The following is a 22,927-nucleotide window of genomic DNA, read 5'->3' on the forward strand; positions in this document are numbered from 1 at the left end:
TAAATATTTCATTCAATTGTTGCACTGCGTTTTAAAATAATTTTTAATATATGCACCACATCATTCGTTCATTCTTAATGCTCACTTCGACTTCACGAAGTAATATAAAAACCATACCGCATGGTTTTGTTCATCTGCAGCTATTCTCCGTAACAACTCTTTCAAATGTGCATCTGATGTCTCATCTGAAATTTCCAAATAAAAATCTACTGTTTTTTGTTCATCTTGTATAGCGAACTCTAATCCTTGTAAATACGTATTTGGGCAGTCTTCAGTAATTTGTGGTTTCGGCTGCCTACCAGTTAAGTTCGTATAAATTTGTACAAAGTTGTGGAAATGCTTTATTTCATCATTACGAATTTCAAGAATTTGTTTTTGTTCTACTTGATTTGGAGCCATATTCGCTAATTTTGCATAGCAGCTTATGGCGCTATACTCTCCATTTATAGCTTTTTCAATATCACTTATCAACTTATCATTTTGCCTATACCAATCATAATAATTTGAATTATACATCGTATCCCCCCATACTTTCGCTTAACATTTTATGCATTTAGAAATAGTAGGAGCCTGTGTATTTAACGGGACGGCTTTAGAATGAAAGAAAAGTTTGAGAAAAGGGTCTATTTTGCAAAGGAATTGCTTATGCATAAAATAATACTATTGTATACTGTTGCTATAAACTCTCGCGGGAGTTAGGAAAATAAATTCGCGAATCAACGATTAGTTCAACATGATGCGGTGCGAAGCTATTATGAGTTAAGTGACATAATTAGGAGGTTCCACTATGCCATCTTTATTTAAAACTATGGAGTTCCAGCTAAAAACCGAACGACTTGACCTGAGTATGTGGGAGGAATCCGATTCAGTTTGGATGAGGAAATTAATTGGCGAACGTGGTGTGGACATGCCGACCCTCGACTCCGTTCGTAACCGGCTTATTGAGATGCGTAAGAAAGCAGATGAAAATGGCATTTCCCTTCTCACTATTCGAAGAAGAGACGAAGGCGATTTCATCGGATACTGCGGCTTGATTATCGGTCGTTCCACACTTGAAGAGCCGGAGATTGCATACGAGTTGTTCCGCAACGCTCATGGTAAAGGTTATGCGACTGAGGCGGCATCTGTTGTACTGGACGCGGCGATTGCTACTGGGCGCCAAAGACTTTGGTCGACTGTAGGTGCTTGGAATATCGCTTCCCTCCGGGTACTAGAAAAGATAGGATTTAAGCGTCATCACAGTACGTGGGATGACGAACGTGGTGAGATTGTCTGGAATGTACGTGACCTTTAGAGATCCCGACTTAATTCTAAACATAACACTTTTCAACAATTAGGTGTTTACATTGAGGAAAAGCCAGAAAAATTAACAAACTTTATTATCAGCAAATATTCATTCTTCAGCTTATAGATTTCATCAAAAAAAGCCGTTTCACTAATTAGTGAAACGGCTTTTTTTTAAGCGTTCAATTCTGTTTTATGCCCTTTTACTACACTACGTTTGAATGCAGTTGCTAATATAGTAACCATACTTACTATACCAATCCAAACGAGTACAGTAACAGGAGTATTCCAACTTAACCCTTTTCCGAAGAAGAAGATTTCTCTTAGGCCTTCAATCATAAATTTCATTGGTAACCATGAGTAAACCCAGTCTTGATAAAACGGAGACAACATCTCAGGTGCTAATGATAGTAACGGCGCCCCGAAGAATAGTAATAAAGCGAATAAACCGATTCCTTTTAGCCCAACCAATGAAAGTACCGCAAATATCATTAAGAAGAAACTAAAAGAAGTAATGGATAAGAATAGAGCTGTATCCGTGAAGTTCGAAATATTTAACCCTACCATCCCATCCGCAATCCATGTAAGACCAAATCCAATTACAAGTGTCGCAATAGCTCCTGTTACGATTTGGTTTACTTTTAACAGAAAGTTTTCTTTTCTTGAGCTTACTGGCATTTTACTAATCGCAATAAAAATAATCGCTGCACTAGCTAAACTTGCAATCCATAACGGCTGGAACAATGATATTGGTGAGTTACCGTTCGCACTATTTTTGCCGACCTCATTCATATTTTTCACGTTCTTTACAATAGGTGTTACTAATTTCGCAGCTTGATCTGTTGTTAATGTACCTCCTTTTTCCTTATATCCTTCTAATACTTGCGCGCGAACAGTATTGTTCATATTATCAACGATTACATTTAACATTTGCCCAGCCATAGTTGATGCTGCTGTATTCATTCCTTGATTTATAAATATTTCTATCTCTGGAGAAGATGGCTGTGGCGTTCGTAATGATGCTTGTTTTGTGCTAAAGTCTTTCGGAATGACTAACGCTGCATAATACTCTTGGTTATTTAAACCTTTTTGAACTGCTTCCTTATTCTTCACTTCTACCCACTTTACCGCAGGTTCTTCATCTGATTTCGATGATTTTTTCACCGTATCAACAATTGTTTGCCCCATATTCATTTTCGATTGATTTGGAATTTCTACACCTTGATCCTCATTTACAATTGCAATTGGCAAGTTTTTCGGCTGCGGTTGAACAGTTGGAAATAATGTTAATGAAAAAATAAAAACAACAAGTAGTGCAAGAACTGGTGATAACAATAAAAGTTTATTTTTAAACATTTTCTTTTCTCCTCCTTTAATTTGATTTATAATAATAAACAACGTGTTGTTTATTATTATTTTGAATTATATGTTCAAGTTGAACCTTATACAATAATCAAAAATCGTGAATGTGTTGGTTATAAGACACATTTTCTAAATGTGTTGTGTAAAATTAAGGAGGGACATGCTTTGCGCGATAGTAATTTAGATTTACGTGTTGTTCGTACGAAAACTGCTATACGAAATGCATTGGTGGAGCTAATTGAAGAAAAAGGTTTTGACGCCATTACAGTGAAAGATATTACAACGAAAGCAAACATTAATCGCGGTACTTTCTATACGCATTATCAAGATAAATTTGATTTAATGACAAAATGCCAAGAAGACATTATGTACGAGTTTTCTAACATTGCAAAACAGAAATTCCCTGAAGTTATTGCTGACCTTGGATCAAATCCTTCTCCAACAATGCCATTTATACTTATCACTTCTATTCTTGAATTTCTAAATGAAAATAGTGATTTTATGAAAGCTGTACTAAGTCCGAAAGGAGATTTATCTTTCCAAACAAAACTGAAAGACTTTATGTGGAAAACATTATTTGAAGATACGAATGGTCCTCTCATTAATAAAGAGAATTTACTTGTTCCAAGCGAATACTTAACTTCTTATATGGCATCTGCACATATAGGTGTCATCCAGCAATGGTTAAATAATGGACAAAAAGAAACACCTGAGGAGATTGCTCACTTTTTATCAACAATCGCAGTTCATGGACCTTTTTATGCGGCTGGCTTAAAGAAATAAGTCAGCTATATAATAAAAGAACATCCACTATAATAGCGGATGTTCTTTTATTTCATTACAACACTTCAATATACCCTTCTGTTCCATGTACCCGAATTCGTTGTCCGTCTTTTATTAATTTCGTAGCATTCTCTACTCCAACAACTGCCGGTAATCCATATTCACGTGCAATTACTGCTCCGTGGGTCATAAGTCCGCCAACTTCAGTGACTAACCCTTTTATAGACACAAACAATGGTGTCCAGCCCGGATCAGTAAAAGCTGTAACTAATATATCACCCTCTTCTAAATTCGCTTCTTCCATGTTTAAAATAACGCGAGCTCTCCCCTCAACTACTCCAGACGAAACAGGCAGACCTACAATCGCGTCAGCTGGGAGGTTTTCTCGTTTATATTTACCTGTAATGATTTCTCCATCGGACGTCATTATACGAGGAGGCGTTAGTTTTTCGTATAATTTATAATCATTTTTTTGTTTATGAATAAGCTCATAATTTAGTTTATTCGTGCGAACAACTTCGTGAAGCTCTTCAAAAGTTAAATAGTATATATCATCAACTTCATGAATGACACCGCTCTGCACAAGTTGCTCAGCTTCTTTCAGTAACGCTTGCTTATATATGAAATAACGATTAATCATACCGTATTTTGGATATTCACGATAGCCGATAAAATTACGGATATTACGAATCATTCGCTTCGTTTCTTCTACTTTTTGTTTTCCACCCGATAAGTGCTGTAATCGATCTACTAACTCTTCTTCTTTTTTCAAAGCTTCTTGCAGTCCTTCTTCAAATTTCCGCTTACTCGCACCATATTCAAAATCTCTTATATTATTTAAAATCATCGGGATAATTGTAGTTGGCTTTTCACTCCAGCGCGTTTTCGTAATATCTATTTCTCCGCTACATCTCATTCCGTATTTATTTAGAAAAGTTAGAATAGCATCTCGAGCTTCTTCTCCACCTTTAAACTGAACTAGTTCATTTAAAAAGCTATCATCTTCTACATGTTGTAAATACGTAATAACTTCTTTGTACGGCCGAATCACATCAGCGACATCCATTAATGCTAAACCCATTTCAGATGTAATATTATTTTGTACGGATTGAGAAAGCGTGTCTGCTGCATTTTTTTCACCTAACCATTGCTCCATCTTTTCATTTATCCATGTTGAAGCATTCATACCAGCCATAATGACAGCGATACTTTGTGGGTTAAACAATACTTTCTTTAATTGCTGAATATCTTCCAAAATAAAATCAAGTACGTCCACTCCTGATTTCAGTTGCATATTTTGTTTTAACTCTTCAAGTGATGCTTCACTATTCTTTATTAATTCCGTAACGATTGCTGGATCATTTTCGATTTCTGGTTGCGCGCTTGCAGGTGGCACACCTTTACCAACACTCTTTTCTTTTTCATCATCTGGTAATAATTTAATAAAATTATCTCGCTCAACTATAGTCGTTAATGCATCTCTTACGAGTGGATCCGATTTTCCTAAAGTGTTTATTAAGTAATCTCTGCTAGCAGGTAAAGCTAATTGTTGCGTAGCATCGACAAATAACCTGCCTCCCGCTTTACGCATAGGGGCACTAGTCGTTAACAAGAAAAAAGATAAACCTAATGCTTTCATCGCATCGGTCATCATTTGTTGGTGACCAACTGATATATACACGTGATTTTCCCCATCATTTACTTCTGGAATTGGATATAAAGTCGTAATCGGTCTGCTTTGGACTATATAAATTGTATCATCAACTAAGCACCATTCAATATCTTGCGGACAACCAAAATAAGCTTCGATTTGTCTTCCGATGCGTGCTAGTTGTAAAATCTGTTGTTCAGTAAGTGTTTGAACTTTTTGCTTATTAGGAGCAATTTTCTTTCTCTCTGTTCCGCCTTCTTTTCGTCCATAGATGGCTAATTTTTTCGTTGCGATGACCTTTTCGACGATTTCGTCTTCTTTTACCTTATAATTATCTGCAGAAACCAATCCAGATACTAGCGCTTCGCCAAGTCCAAAGCTGGCATCGATTGACAACACCTTCCTATTCGAAGTAATCGGATCCGCAGTAAATAAAATCCCTGAAGCCACAGGGAAAACCATTTTTTGAATGACAACACATATAGAAACTTGATTATGATCAAAACCGTTTTGCATTCGGTATATAACCGCTCGATCTGTAAATAAAGAAGCCCAGCACTTTTTAATATGCTGTAAAATCGCTTCTTCTCCGATAATATTTAAATACGTATCTTGTTGACCTGCAAATGAAGCATACGGTAAATCTTCAGCCGTAGCACTCGAACGCACGGCATACGCATGTTCATTTCCAAAACGCGAGAGATAATGAGCTACTGCTTCCACTACATCAGTAGGGATTTCTACTGCCATAATGACTTCTCTAATCTTCTTACTCATTTCACCAATTTGAGCACGCTCTTCCATTTTCAACTTTGTTAGCTGCTGCAACAAAGTTTGAAACTCTTCATTTTGCTCGATAGCCTTTTCATATCCTACCGTTGTAACACAAAAACCTTCGGGTACTTGTATACCTTGAATGTTTGTTAACTCCCCTAAATTCAAACCTTTTCCACCGACGAGCAAAAGCTGCGTGTTTTCTATTTCCTGAAAATCGAGAACGAAAGAACTCATGTAACATCTCTCCTTACTTTACGTGTGTTCTTGATTGTATCAGTAGTAAACGAGAATAAACAGTCTATTTCGAACTTGATTTACATGATATAATTAACTTAGGAAGAGATATTCCTCCTCTAATTCACTTCAACTACATCACCAAACTTAAACATCCTTTGATTATGAAAAGCATCAGTACAAGCAATTGTCTTATTTACTGGATTTATACCTGCTACTGTTATGTAATTTTTATATAGATAGCTATTTTTATAATATGTAAGTAAAACCTCTTCTTCACCCTAAATATGAATTTAACAGCTTATTTTCAATCCTTTCTTTTGCATCTTGCGTTAAGATTGGGCGTGGGATCTTTGTTTGCTCCTGTATCATTTCTTTAATACAGACGAACTGCTCTGGCATACTAGCAAACGGTTAAATATACTACAGTATTTTTCCTATCATTTGGTTAGCTGTTATTGAAGTATATACGTTCGTATTTTAATGATGATATGTAATGATTGGTTGAATGTTTCTTACACTAATAAAAAAGCCAATTCCCTTAGCGTACAGGGAATCGGCCTTTTCTATGTTAAAAATTGCTTAGCGTACGAAATTCACGTTTTGTTGATGCTTTCCCTCCAAGTAAAAATGGACAGTTTTGTTTGAAGGCGTTATATAATTCTTAAATTGATGGACATATAAATTTAAACTAAATTATATACTCGACACTCTTCACTAAATAAATTTGTATCATATGTATGTTCTATATAAATTTGATGCCATACCATAAAGGTTAGTACTGTCCAAATTTTACGACTATGATCACCTTTATCTGTGCAATGTGCCTCCAGTAAGTTTAATACATATTTTTTATCAATTAAATGTTCGGTTTTACTCTCTTTAATAATATTCAGAGCCCAGTCATACATTTCATCTTTTAACCAATGACGGATTGGCACTGGAAAACCGAGTTTCTTACGATCTAGTACATGATCTGGAACGATACCACGTACGGCTTCACGTAAAATAGCCTTTGTAGTTCTATTGGCAATTTTTAATTCTGTTGGAATTTTAGAAGCTACATCAAAGACTTCTTTATCTAGAAATGGAACACGTAATTCTAGTGAGTGAGCTGTAGACATTTTATCTGCTTTTAATAAAATATCTCCACGTAACCATGTGTACATATCAATGTATTGCATTTTACTTACATCATCATAATCGTTAATTTCATTATACAGTGGTTTGGTTACATCCTTATAGTTAACACTTTCATTGTAAGACTTTATTAACTTAATTTTCTCTTCTTCACGGAAGATCTTTGCATTACCATAATAACGTTCTTCAATTGGTGTACATCCACGCTCTAGAAAGCTTTTCCCTTTAAACCCTTCTTTAAGTACTCCACTTAAAGCTTTTAAAACCGTTCTCCCAGAAGTGGGAATGTATGAGAACATTTTTAAAGAGTTTGGCTCACGATAAATATTATATCCGCCAAATAGCTCGTCTGAACCTTCACCAGACAGAACAACTGTTACATGTTTACGTGCTTCTTTTGCAACAAAGTACAATGGTACTGCTGCTGGATCTGCTAATGGATCATCCATGTGCCACATGATTTTTGGGAATTCATTCATAAATTCTTGTGGTGTTACCAACACACTATAGTTTTTTACTCCTAATTTCTCAGCAGTTTCTTTCGCTACATCTATTTCACTAAATCCACGGTGCTCAAAACCAACAGAGAATGTTAGGAGATTTGGATTTATTTCTTTTGCAATAGAAGCAATAATAGATGAGTCAATCCCGCCTGATAAGAATGCACCTACTGGAACATCACTGCGCATATGTACTTTTACTGAGTCATATAATACATCACGAATTGCTCGAATGTGTTCCTCTTTTTTGATATCTGAAGCATTGAAATATGGTTTCCAGTAGCGATAAACCTCTAGCTCTTTTCCAATTTCTTTTATGAAATAATGACCAGGTTCAATTTTATTAATATCATTTGTTAATGTTTCTGGTTCTGGTCCGTATTGGTACGTAAAATAATGTTGAAGAGCAGTTGGATTCACACCCTTATCTTGCATTACATGTAAGATACTTTTCTTTTCAGATGCGAAGAAAGTTATATCGTTCTGTTGTGCAATGTAAAGTGGTTTAATTCCAAAATGATCGCGAGCACCAAATAATTTTTTCTCTTGACGGTCCCAAATAACAAAAGTATACATTCCACGAAGATAATTCACACATTCTTCTTTTACTTGGGCATATAACGCAACAATAACTTCCGTATCTGACTGAGTTGAAAAACATGCTCCCTGTTTAATTAACATTTCACGTAATTCTATATAATTATAAATTTCACCATTGAACATAAGTATATAGCGTTCATTTTCATATGCTAGCGGTTGATGTCCCGCATCCAAATCAATAATACTTAACCGTCTAAACCCAAATTGAACATGCTCATCACGAAAATATCCTTGGTCATCCGGACCACGGTGGTATAACAGATTCGTCATATTTTCAAATTTTATTTTTTCTGTTTCTGAATATCTTTTTGCAGTATTATACAAGCACCCTACATAGCCACACATTTTTTTACCTACTTTCAAATTATCTACTCTCTAAAATTTTTATAGTGTAATCCACTTTCAATAAAAGTCAAAAAAATACGCTCGTCAATTAAAGCTTCACAAATAAGTTCTAAGAAATTTAGATAAAAAAGACATTTTTTTGATGATCTAAACTAATTGAAACTTTAATTAAATTATATATCTATAACAAGATAGAGCAATGTTACTTTTTCTATTATAATGATAGATATGTTCTATCTCCCCTCTAATAGTTATTCGAAATTCAATCACTATTTAATTAATTTTCTAATCTGTTCTTTACTTTGTTCAGAAATAGGAAATCCTAATTTTATAATTTCATTTGTAAGCAATTCAATAAAATTTCTAGTGCCAAACCCAATAAATTTATCTCTACGTAAAATAAGGTTAACTTTCCTACTAATTGTAGGATTTACTATAGGAATTGCTAATACATCATTATCTACAGTAATATCAAGTAAAGTTTTAGAGACAATTGTCACTCCAAATCCATTTCTAACAAGATCAAATAACGATTCGATACTAGAGGTCTCAATAATTGGAGACAAGTTTATTTTTTGTGGTAAACATGTATAATTCAATAACTTTCTACATTCATGACTGTCTGGGAACAAGATTAATGGTAATTTATTCAATCCTGAGAATTGTATTTCTTGTTCATTAACTAGTGAGTGGTTATTTGATACCACTAAAAATAACTCTTCTGTGTATAATGGTATTTTTACAATTTTTTCATCTTCGAATACGTACTCGGAAGAATCAATTGTAACAGCAAAATTAACCTGATTCTGGTTTATTAATTCTAGTATTTCATCTGAACTTATAATTTTTACTGTTACCTCCGGATAATTTTTATGAAAATCTAATAATAAAGTGGAGACTAAGTCTGTTAGTTCGCCAGGCAAAGTGGCAATTGCAATGTTACCTCCTTTTATCTCCTTTAATTCACTGATTTGTTCTTTTACATTATCTAATGCATTAAAAATATTTTTACATTCGTTGGCTAAAATAGAACCAACGTCAGTGATGGCTATTTTCTTTCCCATGCGGTCAAATAACGGCATACCTATTTCGTCTTCAAGAGCTTTAATTTGATGGCTTAATGTAGGTTGCGTAATACCTAGCTTATCTGCTGCTTTTGTAAAATGAAGTTCTTTATAAAGTGTCATGAAATACTCTAACTGTCTTAATTCCATATAAAAATAATCTCCTTTTTTAAAAAAATAATTATATTTCTTTGCATATCTTTATTCATATTATAAGAAATCCTTAATTTTTCAGCCTTATACTCGCTCCATACTCTCCCTTTACTGTATTATTGCCTAAATGTTCTATTCCTTCATTTATAAAAAAACGTAACTTTCTCTAATTAAATTTACTAGAGAAAATTACGCTTTTGTTACTTGAGATTCGATAATAATTTTGCTTAGTGGGTATATTTAATGTCCTATAGCCTTTCCCTTACAAAAATTTTGTTGGCTATATATGATTTATTTCACCTTTCAACTTAAAGATTTCTATCTATTTAACAATGAGTACCCTTATTTTTCAATTTCTAAAGGGATGTTGTGACTATAAGTTTGACTAGAGCTTCTAATTTGAAATCCTTCAAAGAAATCAATAGTTAAATTATCATCAAGAAAAGCTAATGAGGCTTTGTTTATATAAAACGATTTCCAGTTTGTTTGAATTTCTTCGAAACCTACATCTGATTTAATTAATTGTATTCTTACAACCCCATCCAATGGACGCCCGCAGCCTCCCATTTCATATTGTAGAAATCGAAAATGGTTAGGATATTTAGTCTCTAAACTTTCGAAATGTTTAATAGCCGCTTCTGTAACAGTGATATTAATTTGCATATTATTTTCCCGCCTTTTCTATTTTGGATTGAAAGTAGAATAATTCAAGAACTCCCAATTATAAGATTCATAACAAGGTACTTCAAGTACTTCAATTATTTGAAATTGTACTAAACGTTGTGCACCAGGGAACTTTGAGAGAATATCTTGATCAATGTTCCAAATGATACTTGCTTCTCCTGTGATTTGTAATGTACCACCAGTATTAAAATCAAAAAACAGTAACCCAACATTGGGATTTTGAACAATATTTCCTAAGGTATTGAACAACATATTTCCTGAGTAATCTGGAAATACAATTGATTTTTCATTAATGACATGAACAAATCCTGGCATCCCACCCCTATGGGAAATGTCCATCTTTCCCTCAAAACTTGCACTTGCAATAATAAAAGTATCGGATTCACTAATCCAATTCTGTTGCTTTTTATTTAAAGTGTTAAGTGGATGAAGTTTCTTATTTACAATTTCTTCAACAGCTTTATATTCGAATCTTCTCGCCTGTATATATTTAGGACAATTACCGAATACTTGTTCAATTTTGATTTCAAAGTTTCCATCTGGATAAACTATCGAAACCTTACCATTTATTCGTATTCTTATTCTGGAAGCAAAATCAATTACTAAAATCCCTACTTCTTTATGTTGTAAAATATTTAGAAATAAAGGGTCACCTTCGTTTATTTTTGTATTGATTTTAACTATGTCGGCTTCAATAGCTTGTATGATACCAAGATTTCCTGCTAAAAATGAACTCCAAACTCTTCCTCTTTGATCCATAGAAGACATCACGAATGAATTCTGTCCATTGAGAAAATTCATGAACTTCTTTGGGAGTGTCTGTTGAATCATTGTACTTGCAGAGTTTGCAATCTTTTGTACACCTAGTAAATCGTGTACAGTACGCTCTCCAGAATGAAAAACCTCCATTTATTATTCCTCCCATCTACTTTGCAATAGCGAACTAGCTAAAACACATTCAAATACTTAAATGAAATAAAAAACATTGGCTTCCTAAAAAACATAAAGCAAACATTGATAATATAATCTTTGCCATCAACAAGCTTTCATTACTTTTATTAATATACATAGAAGAATGAAAGCCATTCACTACAAGAAAATAACTTCATTTCACACTAGTCCTCTTTTGCAAAAGCATAATGGATTCAAAGGATTACCTTTAAGTTCTAACCTAAACATATACAGATATCCTTACGTTTAAAACCACGCTTTACAAGATACTTTATATACCCCTTATCGTGAAATTTTTATCTATTAAAGTTACTTATCATTTCGTATTGCTATCTTGTAAAGCAACTTCAGTTTAACTCTCAGTCAACTATTAATCAATTCTATAATTTCTATAGTTAGCATAGATGACATCTATTATTTTGAGTACATAAAACATTTATATATTAAGGATAAATTTAATTCGTGAAATAGGAGGCGCCAAAATTTTTTAAGTTAAAAGTAGTTATTTGAGTTTGTTTCTTTATGATTTATTGAAACCTTAATCATAGATACTTTCTATGAAAACGATAGAAATGATTATATTGATAAATAATAGATGCTTTATATAATTAAGTTAAGCTCATGAGCTAGCAAGAAAATGGACAATATCAATTATTTATAGGAGGCAATTTATATGCAAAAAACAGTTGCAGGTATAGTAATTCCAGATAGTAAAATAGCAGTAGAGGCGCAAGAAATTCTTCGTGAATATGGTAACGATTTACTTTGGAATCATTCAAATCGTGTTTACTTATTCGGTGCTCTTCAAGGGAAAAAAGCTAATCTTAAGTATGACGAAGAGCTATTATATGTTAGCGCTCTATTCCATGATCTTGGACTTACAAAGAAATTTAGTAGTCCAGACAAACGTTTTGAAGTAGATGGTGCAAATGCTGCACGTAGTTTTCTGCAACAACATGGCATGGATAATGAGTCAATTAGACTGGTTTGGGATTCGATTGCACTTCACACAACGATTGGAATTGCTGAATATAAAGAACCCCAAGTTTCATTAATTTATTCTGGAGTAGGATACGATGTTATGGGGGATGGATATGACGAAATTTCAGAGGAAATTCGCGAGCAAGTTGTATCTGCTTTCCCTCGAGATAATTTCAAACAAAAAATCCTTCCTGCTTTCCTTGAAGGTTTCGCTCATAAACCTGAAACTACTTTTGGAAACATTAAAGCAGATGTTTGCTCGTTACTTCTTCCAGGCTTTAAACGCAAAAATTTCTGTGATTGCGTTTTACATTCACCTTGGAAAGAATAGTCATTACACTTATGACTATTAGAAAGAGGAAATATCTACAAAATACGTTAATTACGATTTTGCTTCCTTTTATATAAAAATTAGAACGAGCTAATTAATTTCTAATTTAATGTAGTTAAATATTGCTCATAGAGATAAAAAGCTTGCCATTTTCATTAATGGCAAGCTTTTTTCAGCAAATAATATCTAATAATAAAAGGATCAATTTTGGGGCACTCCATACATGCCCACCAACCTAAGGTTTTGAAGTATCCCCAAAACGAAAATTTTATCCTTTCATAGTTGTCCATAGAAATTCAGTTCATTTTTTTCGTGTTGAGAAAGAATGTATTTCTTAGCTTAATAGCGATGTAGTGCTACTCCATCTTAAACATATTATTAGGTAACACAATATAAAATCATACAGTTAAAGGAACAATAATCTATGTTAAAACTTGTGCATAACGAGACCCACCCTACATTCTTTGAGCAATTTTTCTTTGAAAATCCTGTTCAAAATGATGTTTTTATCATTGAAGTTAACAAAAAAACATTTCTTTTTCGAATTCGATGCTGTGATTAATATGATCAAAAAATCAAACTCAAAACAACAAGAATATGTTAAAAGACAACTGCAAATGTATCACTAGAACTTGTTTACAATCAATCGCAACAGATTACATAAGAAGAATTTTCGAAGAGAATAAAAAAATGGAATGCAAGATCGGAGCCTCACACTCCCTCCAACACATGAACTATAGAAGAAACTTATCTAAAGTGGAAAAATGGAGAATTAACGGGAATTAAGTTCGGGGCTATTGAAACTAAAGAAAAATACTTTTTATAAAATAGTGAAAGAATATGGAGAAAACGAAGTGGCAACTAACTTATAACGAATTGAAGCCGAAAGTTTCTTAAAGTAGAAAATTTGGCTTCTTTTATATCGAAATTTGCTTAGCGTATATTTTCGTTAAAATGCGGGTAGTACCCCAGCTATCGAGCTAAGCTCATACAACATCAATTATAGTTGAGATTGTTTCTTTTTTCTAAAGGCTACGTGTAAGGAATTTAAAGACCCCTTAGGGATCAATGGATTCCTAAGGGGTTGCCTACGTGATATAACATATTTACAATTATGTTACGTTTAAAATACGTATCTTTTTCATTTACATTATAACCACCCTATTTAAGTTTATAAGAACTATGCTTTTGAGATAAAAGTCATTACTTGTTTTATAAACTCGTACCCAAAATAACCACTAAATCCGAATAGAACTATTGCGGCAAATATAGATACCCTTTTAATAAAGGTTGGATTTAGAAAACGTCTAGTAAAATGAACAAAGCTTAATAAGATCATATCATGCATTAAGATACCTAATAAAATACCTACAGCTATTAATATAAATGTAGATGTGCTTGCATTACCTAATGAAGAAACTAGAACCGGACCAAAGACCCCTATCCAAAATACAATATTAGCCGGTGATATAGCAATCATAAAACCAGATAAATAAGCTGATAATAAAGATTTATTAGGATCTTCTCCCTCCATGTTAACTTCTGACTTTGCCTCTTTAATACTTTCTATTCCAATAAACATTAAAAATACAAAACCTAGTAGCCACATAACTGTTTCTACCCATGGGTTGGTTAATACACTAGAGAACCCTAGATAAATCAGAACTATTAAAGATAAATCTACAGTCATTCCTCCTATACCTACAAACCAACCATGTACGAAACCATTTCTCATTCCTTGTTTCGTCATTTGGACTGTCATAGCACCTGCAGGTATCGCTAAAGATAAACCTAACAATATATATGTGAAAAGTGTTATAATCATAAAAATTCTCCTATTATAAGTATTGTAATAATCAAACCCTTTTTCTTTTTCCTCGGGTTCAGCAAATAGAGCTAGAGCACGGCGACTTTTCACATTACTTCTAGCAAGCACAAAAAACTCACAAAAAGAATAAATGCCTAAAATCCCATAAGGTCCTTTACATGTTCAGCATTCTTTTTAGATGTTAATTTTTCAAGTAATAAAAACGCAACATCAAAAGCTGTGCCTGGATTTGATGATGTAATAATATTTCCATCTTGTACTATTAAATCATTTTGTACTATTGCACCAAAATTCTCTAACTGCTCTTTTCGTTTACTCGTTGGATGACTGTATGTGGTAGCTTTTTTATCTACAAGAATTCCACTTTTGCCAAGCGTTAATGATGCAACACAAATACTGGCAATAGGCTTCTGCTTGGCATAAAAATGTTGAATAACATGTAAGAATTCTCTACTGTATGCATCCCGATAAAAACCAGCCTCTTCAAATCCTCCTGGAATAGCTAGTGCATCAAATTCATCTAATTGAATATCATCAACCGTTTTTTCCGGTATGACAGTAAAATTCCAAGTACAAGTTAATTTATTCCGAAGACCAACTGTTACGACCTCGGTTGATCCATCTCCCTCCCATTTATTCCAGCCTAGTACATCTGTAAATACACTAGCTTCTACTGCTTCAAACCCGTCAGCTAATAATAATAAAATCTTTTTCATATCGTAAACCGCCTCCTTCTACCCTTATTTTATACAAGTATAGAAGGCTGATAAATAAGTTCAATAAGGATATTTGATTGTTCTGCTTTATTTTATAAAGAATTTAGGTTATTCTATTTTATAAAAAAAGGTTGGGTAATTTATGGATCAAATTGATAAAAAAATCGTGGGACTATTACAGTCAAATGCAAAAATTTCAATGAAGGATTTAGCGGAAGCGGTTCACTTATCTTCCCCGTCAGTAACTGAGCGAGTACGAAAGTTAGAGGAACAACAAATTATTGAAGGTTACCATGCACATGTTTCTCTAAAAAAAATAAATCGTCCAATTTCTGCACTTATACTGTTTAAATCAACAAATTGTAAATCATTATCTAACTTTTGCTATAATCATCCAGATGTACTCGAGTGTTATAGAGTAGCAGGAGAAATTAGCTATATTGTCAAAATAGCAACACATTCTGTAGAAAGTTTAGAACAATTTATTGATGATTCAATGCAATATGGTACTCCATCAACGAATATTGTGTTATCTTCTTATGAAAAAAAGATAATTACTCCTTTTATTAGTGAAGAGTAAAAATACTAGCATAATTAATTAACTATTGGTTATGCAGAAGGATAATTTTTGTATGTTATATAAAAAAATAAAGACGTTATATTTTTTTAAAAGGAGTGTAATTACAATGAATTTTTCTAATAAATCAGTGATCATAACAGGGGCTGGAAATGGAATCGGGAGAGAAATTGCTTTACATTATGCAGAAAAAGGGGCCAATGTTATTTTAGCAGATATAGACGAAAAAGCAGGTGCAAAAACAGTTACTAAGATGAAAGAACAGGGTAAAGAAGCACTTTTCGTACAAACAGATGTAAGGCTGGAAACAGATATTATTCGATTAATGGAAGTAGCTAATCAAACATACGGTCAGATAGATATTTTAATTAATAATGCAGGAAAAGAGTTATTCAAGTCCCCTTACGATATTTCGTTAGAAGAATGGGACGATGTGATCAATACAAACTTAAGAAGTGTTTTCTTGGGTTCGCGTGAAGCAGCAAAGTATATGCGTCATAACAAAGAAGGTGGATCTATTGTGAATATCGCCTCTACAAGGGCGATTATGTCTGAGCCAAATTCAGAATCTTATGCTGCCACAAAAGGTGGGATCGTTGCTATTACACATGCGCTCGCAGCCTCATTTAGCGAAGATAGGATTACAGTGAATGCTATTTCCCCAGGTTGGATTGAAACCGGAGATTATTCAAAATTAAGTAAAATTGATCATGAACAGCATCTATCAAAGCGTGTAGGAAAACCAGATGATATTGCACGAGCCTGTCTGTATTTAACAGCCAGTGAAAATGATTTTGTTACAGGTATAAACCTTGTCGTAGACGGTGGAATGACGAGGAAAATGATGTATGAGGAATAGGCAGTAATTAATCAAGAAATACAGATTCGCTATCAATAAAGCCTACTTTATCCAAGGTGATTTACCGAATCATCATGTGAATTTGAAATACAATTGAACTGTTTATAAAAAAGATGAACCGGAATTTCCTATCTCTAATAAAGAAGGGATTTCCGTTTTTCTTTCGGATGAAACATGTGAAAATGAATAAAAACCATGAAGTACTCAATGCAAGGACACCAACTACACTAAGAGCGTTAGTTAGATAAAAAATAGAATATATCATATAGCTAGTAAGAGATATTAGTATCACTGAAAGGGCTGTTAATAGCTATTGAAAAGCATAATTTACTCAATCTCAATTACATCACAAAACTTAAATATCCTTCGATTATGAAAAGCATGGGTACAAGTAATCGCCTCATTTAATGGATTTCTATTAGCTACTGTTCTGTATTCTTTATAAACCTACATTAAAATATTCAGATGAACCTTTTATTAACTCATAACCCCTCCTCAAAAAATAGTAAAAACTACACTTGTAAAATCAATATTTTCTGTTTGCACTTTATATAAATTGATATGTCTCCACCTTAATTTTTATTTTTTGTAATCCCCACTAATTCTTTTCTCAAATCCCCCAAAATGGATTTGAGAAATTAGGGAACTATAATGTCGTATTGAAACATATTAAGGGGGATAAAAGGTGGACAAGGAAATGAATTATGGAAGTGATTACAAGTTTATTCCAGCAACTTCAATTGAAAGTGGTCATGGCCTCGAAGTATTACCTGATTTATTTTGTTACACGATTCAAATCGTCAATATATGCTTTGTTGGAAATCCTAAGACCAATGATTTTGTTTTAGTTGATGCTGGAATGCCTAAATGTGCAAATGAAATTATCTCTATCGCTGAAGATCGATTTGGTACCAATAGTCGCCCAAAAGCAATTATTTTAACTCATGGGCATTTTGATCATGTTGGAGGAATAATTGAACTCATTAAATATTGGGATGTTCCAGTCTATGCCCATCAAATGGAGATACCGTTTTTGACTGGACAACAAAGCTATCCAGAACCAGACCCTACAGTTGAAGGTGGTATGGTAGCGAAAATGTCTCCCCTGTTCCCTAATGAACCGATTGATTTAGGAAATAGCGTAAAAGCACTACCTACCGATGGAACTGTTCCCCATATGCCAGAGTTTAGATGGATTCATACATCAGGGCATACTCCTGGGCATATTTCATTATTCAGAGAGAAAGACCGAACTTTAATTGCTGGGGACGCTTTTGTTACAGTGAAACAGGAGTATCTGTATAAAGTAATAACTCAAGAACAGGAAATAAGCGGACCCCCTCGTTATTTAACAACAGACTGGAAAGCAGCTAAAGAATCAGTCATTAAATTAGAAGAATTAAAGCCTCTAGTCGCTATTACTGGACATGGGATACCAATGTCAGGTGAATTGCTATCAACAAGCCTCAAAACACTCGTTCAAGAATTTGATAAAATTGCTGTACCTGATTACGGAAAATATATAGATAAAAAGATGCATTAAATGCGGAAATACTTTGTTTATTTTTATATTAATGAATCAAAACACCAACGAATATTAAGTTTAATATGAAAAAACACTGTACTTAGGCAACATCTCTATTATAAGAATGGAACTACCCTTTATGAATAAAGCTCGATATTCCGCAAATACTATCCATAGTATAAGCCTGCTTCTTACCCAGGTTGTACTTCTTACCATTAAGGGGTGATTAAAACGGGTTACGCTATATAAAAGCATAATCCGTTTTTAATGAAATATTGTATTCCATATACGTTTAAACAATGGAGGAAAATGATGAAACATATTGTTGCCTTATTAATTAAATACACAGCGATAACTGCAGTATTGCTAATCATGCTCAGTATCTTTCAAGGCATTTCAATTCCTAGAGTATTACTAATTTCTCTTTTTCTTACGGGAGCTGCCTATTTAATTGGAGACCTCTTCATTTTACCTAAATACGGAAATATGATTGCTACAATGGCAGATTTCGGCTTAAGCTTTTTCGGAACTTGGTTACTAACATCCTTGTTTACTAATTTAGATGCTACTCGTAACATTGGACTTTCTTCATTTATAGCCGCTTTAATTATTGGTGGAACAGAAGTTTTCTTCCATATTTATATGAAGAGGCTAGTGCTACGTAACGACGATGAATTAAAAAATCGCAATCATATTCATCATGATAAATATGTTATGGAAATATCAGATGAATATATAGATTCTTCCACAATAAATAAATCCAAGCTTGAGGATACATCTAAAAAATAAAAAAGTGGCCAATGCCACTTTTTTATTTTTGTTTATTAAGCTTGATCAGAATTTCTTACATGTAACGGAGGTGGAACTACCCACCCTTTTTTCTTACTTAAACGCAGCAACGTTACACCTGCTTGCGCTTTTTTCATATGAAATTGTCCAAATAGCATCCCTACATCTTCTCGAAGACATTTTCCCATCACTTGACTACATGTCACAAGTCCAGCTGCTAATCCTGTAGAAACAGCTGCTGCTATTTCAACATCATTAATACGTGCCCCTGGGGGAATGTCTTCGATAGATGCAACTGGTCGTTCTGGAGGAGCAGGCGGTAATGCTACGCCATTAATCTTTAAAAGAGCTTTTAATTCTTCTATTTCCGAATTCATATCATTTTCAATTAAGCCTTCTAAAAACTTCTTCAAATCTTCATCACCTGTATGATTCATAAATACTTGATGACTTGCAATTGCACCCTGTGCAGCAAGAAGATAACTCCAAATGTCAAATACTTCTCCGTAATGTAAAGGTTCATTTTGAGGATTTCCACTTAATATACCCATTTTTAAATTCCTACCTTTCGAAAATATCATAATAAATATTGATTTCAATATTGAAATCAAATTTTTAAGTATGCTTTTTCCTGCAAAAGATTTTCTACTATGCATGGAAAACACCTTTCCAACACTGCGTGTTTTTTGTTTAGGAAAGTAGTTTACAAATTAAATACTCAAAGATTATGAAAGAAGATTATCAATAATCTTTGAGTGAGAATCTGTTTAATATAAGGTTTTTTATTTTTATAAATACACAAAAGAAATTGATTTACATATTTGCTATATTTTATACCAATTCACTTAGCGATTAGCTCTACCACCAAGTTGTTGTTCAGCCATTGCTACTAAACGTTTTGTAATTTCACCACCAACAGATCCGTTTGCACGAGCTGTTGTATCTGCACCAAGTTGTACACCAAACTCTTGTGCAATTTCATATTTCATTTGATCAAGAGCCTGTTCAGCGCCTCGAACTAACAATTCATTACGATTTCCACTATTATTGTTTGCCATATTATTTCACCTCCGATGTTTTTAATATGTTACAAATTATGAAAAAATAATTATCCTTTTTATGGAAATTAGTTTATGAATAAAAATTGATTTTTTTCTTAAAGTAGGGCAAAACATATAAGAAAGAATAACTGATATAACATACTTTCATAACAACACTATGTATACTTCCTAATTCCCTTCAGTAAATAAAAGCAAGATTTCTATTTCACCAAGAGATTAAATAAAATTATGTTTTGAGACATAATCCAAAAGGAGATATGAGATGAAAGCTGTAACCTATCAAGGACCAAATCAAGTACAAGTTAAACAAGTTGATGATGCAAAGTTAGAGAAAAAAGATGATATTATTGTAAGGATTACTTCAACCGCTATTTGCGGTTCTGATTTACATTTATATCAAGGTAACATGCCCTTACCTCAAGGATACATTATCGGCCATGAACCAATGGGAATCGTTGAAGAAGTCGGGCCAGATGTCACTAAAGTGAAAAAAGGCGATCGTGTTGTCATCCCCTTCAACGTTTCTTGTGGACATTGTTTCTATTGCCAACATGAAATGGAAAGTCAATGTGATAACTCAAACCCTCATTACGATTCTGGTGGATACTTTGGTTATACGGAGAAATTTGGTAATCATCCAGGCGGACAAGCAGAATATTTAAAAGTTCCATTTGGAAATTTCACTCCATTTGTTATACCGGAATCATGCGAGCTTGAAGATGAATCCCTACTATTTTTATCAGATGTTTTACCTACAGCCTATTGGAGTGTAATAAACGCAGGCGTTAAGCCAGGTGATACTGTTATCGTCCTTGGTTGTGGACCTGTTGGGTTAATGACACAAAAATTTGCTTGGATGCAAGGCGCTAAACGTGTAATTGCAGTGGATTACTTAGATTATCGGATACATTATGCAAAAAAGATTAACAATGTTGAGGTATTTGAGTTTACAAAGTTCCCTGATATGGGAGAACATTTAAAGGAAATTACACATGGCGGCGCCGATGTAGTCATTGATTGCGTAGGCATGGATGGAAAAAAATCAACACTAGAATTTCTAGAACAAAAATTGAAATTACAAGGTGGAACTCTCGGCCCTATTCAAATTGCTACGAAAGCCGTAAGAAAATACGGGACGGTTCAAATGACTGGTGTTTATGGTGGCAATTATAATGCATTCCCACTCGGGGCATTTTGGGTTAGAAATATTAATCTTAAAATGGGACAAGCACCTGTTATTCATTTTATGCCAGAACTATTTGAAAAAATAACAAATAAAGAATTTGACCCAAAAGAGATTATTACACACAAAATCCCCCTTGAAGAAGCGAGCTACGGTTATCAAATTTTTAATAATCGTGAAGATGACTGTATAAAAGTCATTCTGAAACCTTGAAGCTACAATTCATTATTCTTAATAAAAAGATAGGATTACATTTCATAATCTTATCTTTTTATTAAATGCTAAGTATCTATCCCCCATTTTCATCTCACATCTAAAATAGTTATTTCCAAAAACTTTGCATTTTGAGGTAATAATTAATTGGTAAAAAAATGAATTAAAGTATTAATTAACCAAATAGCGGACACGATAACAATGTTAACTAACTTAAAAAGAGGTGTCCTTCATGTTTTATTATAAAGAAGAAATAATTAATATGATTAAGCCGGATAAACCAGACCCAGCTGCTGCAAAAGTTTTACAAGAAATATTAGGTGGGCATTATGGCGAAATGCGTACAATGATGCAATACTTCTTCCAAAGCTCAAATTTTAGAGGTAAAGAGAAGCAATATCGTGATTTACTTCGAGGTGTTTTTTTAGAGGAAATAAGCCATGTAGAACTTGTACAACATACAATTAATCAACTATTAACTGGATCTGGTGAACCTACGCCAGGAAATGCTGGTATTGACACAGCACCACTTGATGAAGCGGTTAAACATGCAAATCCTCACCACTTTATTGTAGGTGCTCAAAGTTCATTGCCTGTTGATGCAGCTGGCAACCCATGGAATGGCTCTTGGGTATATAGTCATGGAAACTTAATTAGCGATTTATTAGATAACGTAGTACTTGAATCTACAGGTGTACTTCAAAAAACTAGAATTTATGAAATGAGTTCCAATCAAACTTTTAGAGAAACACTTGCATTTTTAATTGTACGTGATAATGCACATCAAAATGCTTTCGCAAAAGCTTTAGAGACATTGGGTGTTGAATGGGGGAAACTCTTCCCTGTGCCCAACTATGATATTAATAAATACCCAGAGTGCAGAAAGTATGTAGACATGGGATTCCATAACGCACAATTTAATTTTAGTTTAGATCCAACAAGAATGGGAGAAATATTCCAAGGTGAATCACCAAGTAGAAACAAAGGAACATTAGCAGTAACTGACCCGCCAAAAGGTTTTCCTGTACCAGAACTTCCTGAAATGCCAAATGAGCATAGTCCTGGATTAAAAGATATGGATCTTTAAGGTCATTATGGCCAACTATTGATTCATAGTTGGTCATAATGCTTTATAAAGATTCATGTGAATTTGTTGTTAACATGATAGGATATTTTAATAAATCCTCTTTATTTAAAAGTGGTGTTGATCATATTTCTGCTCCTCTTAATATTGTTTCTATGAACCATTAAACGCCACTGTATACTTACTTATAATCTCCCTATATTGTAAACAAAGAGGAGGGACTTGTCCCCCCTCTTCTTTTAATTTTTCTTT

Annotated in this window: 20 protein-coding genes and 1 pseudogene; 9 read left to right on the forward strand and 12 right to left on the reverse strand. The window is 33.6% G+C overall.

Annotation, left to right across the window (positions count from 1 at the left end; translation table 11 throughout):
- Positions 1-81: 81 nt before the first annotated feature.
- Complete coding sequence (locus tag HMPREF2590_RS01685) at positions 82-516, reverse strand: ferritin-like domain-containing protein (RefSeq protein ID WP_000282830.1); 435 nt, start codon at positions 514-516, stop codon at positions 82-84.
- 271 nt (positions 517-787) lie between these two features.
- On the opposite strand from HMPREF2590_RS01685, the gene HMPREF2590_RS01690 reads away from it, so the two are divergent.
- Positions 788-1,294, forward strand: coding sequence for a GNAT family N-acetyltransferase (locus tag HMPREF2590_RS01690; protein ID WP_050821949.1), 507 nt, complete (start codon positions 788-790; stop codon positions 1,292-1,294).
- 164 nt (positions 1,295-1,458) lie between these two features.
- Here the strand turns inward: HMPREF2590_RS01690 and HMPREF2590_RS01695 are convergent, their stop codons facing one another.
- A complete protein-coding gene (locus HMPREF2590_RS01695; RefSeq protein WP_000475878.1) occupies positions 1,459-2,640 on the reverse strand; it encodes a YhgE/Pip domain-containing protein in 1,182 nt (393 codons plus the stop codon).
- A 171-nt stretch (positions 2,641-2,811) separates the two neighbouring features.
- On the opposite strand from HMPREF2590_RS01695, the gene HMPREF2590_RS01700 reads away from it, so the two are divergent.
- Entirely contained in the window at positions 2,812-3,429 is a 618-nt protein-coding gene (locus tag HMPREF2590_RS01700; protein ID WP_001205698.1) for a TetR/AcrR family transcriptional regulator, read from the forward strand.
- 55 nt (positions 3,430-3,484) lie between these two features.
- Here HMPREF2590_RS01700 and ppsA read toward each other — a convergent pair whose 3' ends face one another.
- From ppsA to HMPREF2590_RS01730, 6 genes and pseudogenes are all read right to left on the reverse strand, one after another.
- Positions 3,485-6,091: a phosphoenolpyruvate synthase gene (gene ppsA / locus HMPREF2590_RS01705; protein WP_050821950.1), complete on the reverse strand. Its 2,607-nt coding sequence runs from the start codon at positions 6,089-6,091 to the stop codon at positions 3,485-3,487.
- Between the two features lie 119 nt (positions 6,092-6,210).
- Positions 6,211-6,493: pseudogene (locus HMPREF2590_RS01710) on the reverse strand (YolD-like family protein).
- A gap of 284 nt (positions 6,494-6,777) precedes the next feature.
- Positions 6,778-8,676, reverse strand: coding sequence for an asparagine synthase (glutamine-hydrolyzing) (gene asnB, locus HMPREF2590_RS01715; protein ID WP_070861279.1), 1,899 nt, complete (start codon positions 8,674-8,676; stop codon positions 6,778-6,780).
- A gap of 269 nt (positions 8,677-8,945) precedes the next feature.
- Entirely contained in the window at positions 8,946-9,890 is a 945-nt protein-coding gene (locus tag HMPREF2590_RS01720) for a LysR family transcriptional regulator (protein WP_000423360.1), read from the reverse strand.
- A 345-nt stretch (positions 9,891-10,235) separates the two neighbouring features.
- Positions 10,236-10,556 carry an iron-sulfur cluster biosynthesis family protein gene (locus HMPREF2590_RS01725; protein ID WP_001166648.1) on the reverse strand — a complete coding sequence of 107 codons (321 nt, stop codon included), beginning with the start codon at positions 10,554-10,556 and terminating at the stop codon, positions 10,236-10,238.
- A gap of 18 nt (positions 10,557-10,574) precedes the next feature.
- On the reverse strand, positions 10,575-11,486 hold the full coding sequence (locus HMPREF2590_RS01730) for a pyridoxamine 5'-phosphate oxidase family protein (protein ID WP_000451619.1): 912 nt from the start codon (positions 11,484-11,486) through the stop codon (positions 10,575-10,577).
- A 715-nt stretch (positions 11,487-12,201) separates the two neighbouring features.
- On the opposite strand from HMPREF2590_RS01730, the gene HMPREF2590_RS01735 reads away from it, so the two are divergent.
- Entirely contained in the window at positions 12,202-12,840 is a 639-nt protein-coding gene (locus HMPREF2590_RS01735) for an HD domain-containing protein (RefSeq protein ID WP_001174225.1), read from the forward strand.
- 1,180 nt (positions 12,841-14,020) lie between these two features.
- On the opposite strand, the gene HMPREF2590_RS01740 is transcribed toward HMPREF2590_RS01735, so the two are convergent.
- On the reverse strand, positions 14,021-14,665 hold the full coding sequence (locus HMPREF2590_RS01740) for a LysE family translocator (protein WP_000587495.1): 645 nt from the start codon (positions 14,663-14,665) through the stop codon (positions 14,021-14,023).
- A gap of 137 nt (positions 14,666-14,802) precedes the next feature.
- Positions 14,803-15,384 (reverse strand): DJ-1/PfpI family protein, encoded by a 582-nt coding sequence (locus HMPREF2590_RS01745; RefSeq protein ID WP_000722335.1) that lies wholly within the window; start codon positions 15,382-15,384, stop codon positions 14,803-14,805.
- A gap of 142 nt (positions 15,385-15,526) precedes the next feature.
- Between HMPREF2590_RS01745 and HMPREF2590_RS01750 the strand changes: the two genes are divergently transcribed.
- The 4 genes from HMPREF2590_RS01750 to HMPREF2590_RS01765 all read left to right on the forward strand — a co-directional run bounded on the left by HMPREF2590_RS01750 (position 15,527) and on the right by HMPREF2590_RS01765 (position 19,134).
- A complete protein-coding gene (locus tag HMPREF2590_RS01750; protein ID WP_000372089.1) occupies positions 15,527-15,964 on the forward strand; it encodes an Lrp/AsnC family transcriptional regulator in 438 nt (145 codons plus the stop codon).
- A 106-nt stretch (positions 15,965-16,070) separates the two neighbouring features.
- Entirely contained in the window at positions 16,071-16,820 is a 750-nt protein-coding gene (locus HMPREF2590_RS01755) for a glucose 1-dehydrogenase (protein WP_001011723.1), read from the forward strand.
- A gap of 685 nt (positions 16,821-17,505) precedes the next feature.
- Positions 17,506-18,363, forward strand: a complete 858-nt coding sequence (locus HMPREF2590_RS01760; protein ID WP_000356903.1) for an MBL fold metallo-hydrolase — start codon at positions 17,506-17,508, stop codon at positions 18,361-18,363.
- Positions 18,364-18,657: 294 nt separating this feature from the next.
- Positions 18,658-19,134: a YndM family protein gene (locus tag HMPREF2590_RS01765; protein WP_070861277.1), complete on the forward strand. Its 477-nt coding sequence runs from the start codon at positions 18,658-18,660 to the stop codon at positions 19,132-19,134.
- 35 nt (positions 19,135-19,169) lie between these two features.
- Here HMPREF2590_RS01765 and HMPREF2590_RS01770 read toward each other — a convergent pair whose 3' ends face one another.
- Positions 19,170-19,685 carry a DUF3231 family protein gene (locus HMPREF2590_RS01770; RefSeq protein ID WP_001986359.1) on the reverse strand — a complete coding sequence of 172 codons (516 nt, stop codon included), beginning with the start codon at positions 19,683-19,685 and terminating at the stop codon, positions 19,170-19,172.
- A 294-nt stretch (positions 19,686-19,979) separates the two neighbouring features.
- Positions 19,980-20,192 carry a small acid-soluble spore protein, SasP family gene (gene sasP, locus HMPREF2590_RS01775; protein ID WP_000002832.1) on the reverse strand — a complete coding sequence of 71 codons (213 nt, stop codon included), beginning with the start codon at positions 20,190-20,192 and terminating at the stop codon, positions 19,980-19,982.
- A 265-nt stretch (positions 20,193-20,457) separates the two neighbouring features.
- Here sasP and HMPREF2590_RS01780 point away from each other — a divergent pair, with 265 nt between their 5' ends.
- On the forward strand, positions 20,458-21,591 hold the full coding sequence (locus HMPREF2590_RS01780) for a zinc-dependent alcohol dehydrogenase (RefSeq protein WP_000649090.1): 1,134 nt from the start codon (positions 20,458-20,460) through the stop codon (positions 21,589-21,591).
- A 232-nt stretch (positions 21,592-21,823) separates the two neighbouring features.
- Positions 21,824-22,678, forward strand: a complete 855-nt coding sequence (locus HMPREF2590_RS01785) for a manganese catalase family protein (RefSeq protein ID WP_000500341.1) — start codon at positions 21,824-21,826, stop codon at positions 22,676-22,678.
- Positions 22,679-22,927: the final 249 nt, after the last annotated feature.

Origin of the sequence: Bacillus sp. HMSC036E02 (assembly GCF_001836235.1) — a bacterium.
GTDB classification, from domain to species: Bacteria; Bacillota; Bacilli; order Bacillales; family Bacillaceae_G; genus Bacillus_A; species Bacillus_A cereus.

What these genes read in the sequence shown, in the direction of transcription:
- HMPREF2590_RS01685 (WP_000282830.1), bottom strand. Translation starts at nt 516, where the DNA reads ATGTATAATTCAAATTATTATGATTGGTATAGGCAAAATGATAAGTTG.
- HMPREF2590_RS01690 (WP_050821949.1), top strand. Translation starts at nt 788, where the DNA reads ATGCCATCTTTATTTAAAACTATGGAGTTCCAGCTAAAAACCGAACGA.
- HMPREF2590_RS01695 (WP_000475878.1), bottom strand. Translation starts at nt 2,640, where the DNA reads ATGTTTAAAAATAAACTTTTATTGTTATCACCAGTTCTTGCACTACTT.
- ppsA (WP_050821950.1), bottom strand. Translation starts at nt 6,091, where the DNA reads ATGAGTTCTTTCGTTCTCGATTTTCAGGAAATAGAAAACACGCAGCTT.
- asnB (WP_070861279.1), bottom strand. Translation starts at nt 8,676, where the DNA reads ATGTGTGGCTATGTAGGGTGCTTGTATAATACTGCAAAAAGATATTCA.
- HMPREF2590_RS01720 (WP_000423360.1), bottom strand. Translation starts at nt 9,890, where the DNA reads ATGGAATTAAGACAGTTAGAGTATTTCATGACACTTTATAAAGAACTT.
- HMPREF2590_RS01725 (WP_001166648.1), bottom strand. Translation starts at nt 10,556, where the DNA reads ATGCAAATTAATATCACTGTTACAGAAGCGGCTATTAAACATTTCGAA.
- HMPREF2590_RS01730 (WP_000451619.1), bottom strand. Translation starts at nt 11,486, where the DNA reads ATGGAGGTTTTTCATTCTGGAGAGCGTACTGTACACGATTTACTAGGT.
- HMPREF2590_RS01735 (WP_001174225.1), top strand. Translation starts at nt 12,202, where the DNA reads ATGCAAAAAACAGTTGCAGGTATAGTAATTCCAGATAGTAAAATAGCA.
- HMPREF2590_RS01740 (WP_000587495.1), bottom strand. Translation starts at nt 14,665, where the DNA reads ATGATTATAACACTTTTCACATATATATTGTTAGGTTTATCTTTAGCG.
- HMPREF2590_RS01745 (WP_000722335.1), bottom strand. Translation starts at nt 15,384, where the DNA reads ATGAAAAAGATTTTATTATTATTAGCTGACGGGTTTGAAGCAGTAGAA.
- HMPREF2590_RS01750 (WP_000372089.1), top strand. Translation starts at nt 15,527, where the DNA reads ATGGATCAAATTGATAAAAAAATCGTGGGACTATTACAGTCAAATGCA.
- HMPREF2590_RS01755 (WP_001011723.1), top strand. Translation starts at nt 16,071, where the DNA reads ATGAATTTTTCTAATAAATCAGTGATCATAACAGGGGCTGGAAATGGA.
- HMPREF2590_RS01765 (WP_070861277.1), top strand. Translation starts at nt 18,658, where the DNA reads ATGAAACATATTGTTGCCTTATTAATTAAATACACAGCGATAACTGCA.
- HMPREF2590_RS01770 (WP_001986359.1), bottom strand. Translation starts at nt 19,685, where the DNA reads ATGGGTATATTAAGTGGAAATCCTCAAAATGAACCTTTACATTACGGA.
- sasP (WP_000002832.1), bottom strand. Translation starts at nt 20,192, where the DNA reads ATGGCAAACAATAATAGTGGAAATCGTAATGAATTGTTAGTTCGAGGC.
- HMPREF2590_RS01780 (WP_000649090.1), top strand. Translation starts at nt 20,458, where the DNA reads ATGAAAGCTGTAACCTATCAAGGACCAAATCAAGTACAAGTTAAACAA.
- HMPREF2590_RS01785 (WP_000500341.1), top strand. Translation starts at nt 21,824, where the DNA reads ATGTTTTATTATAAAGAAGAAATAATTAATATGATTAAGCCGGATAAA.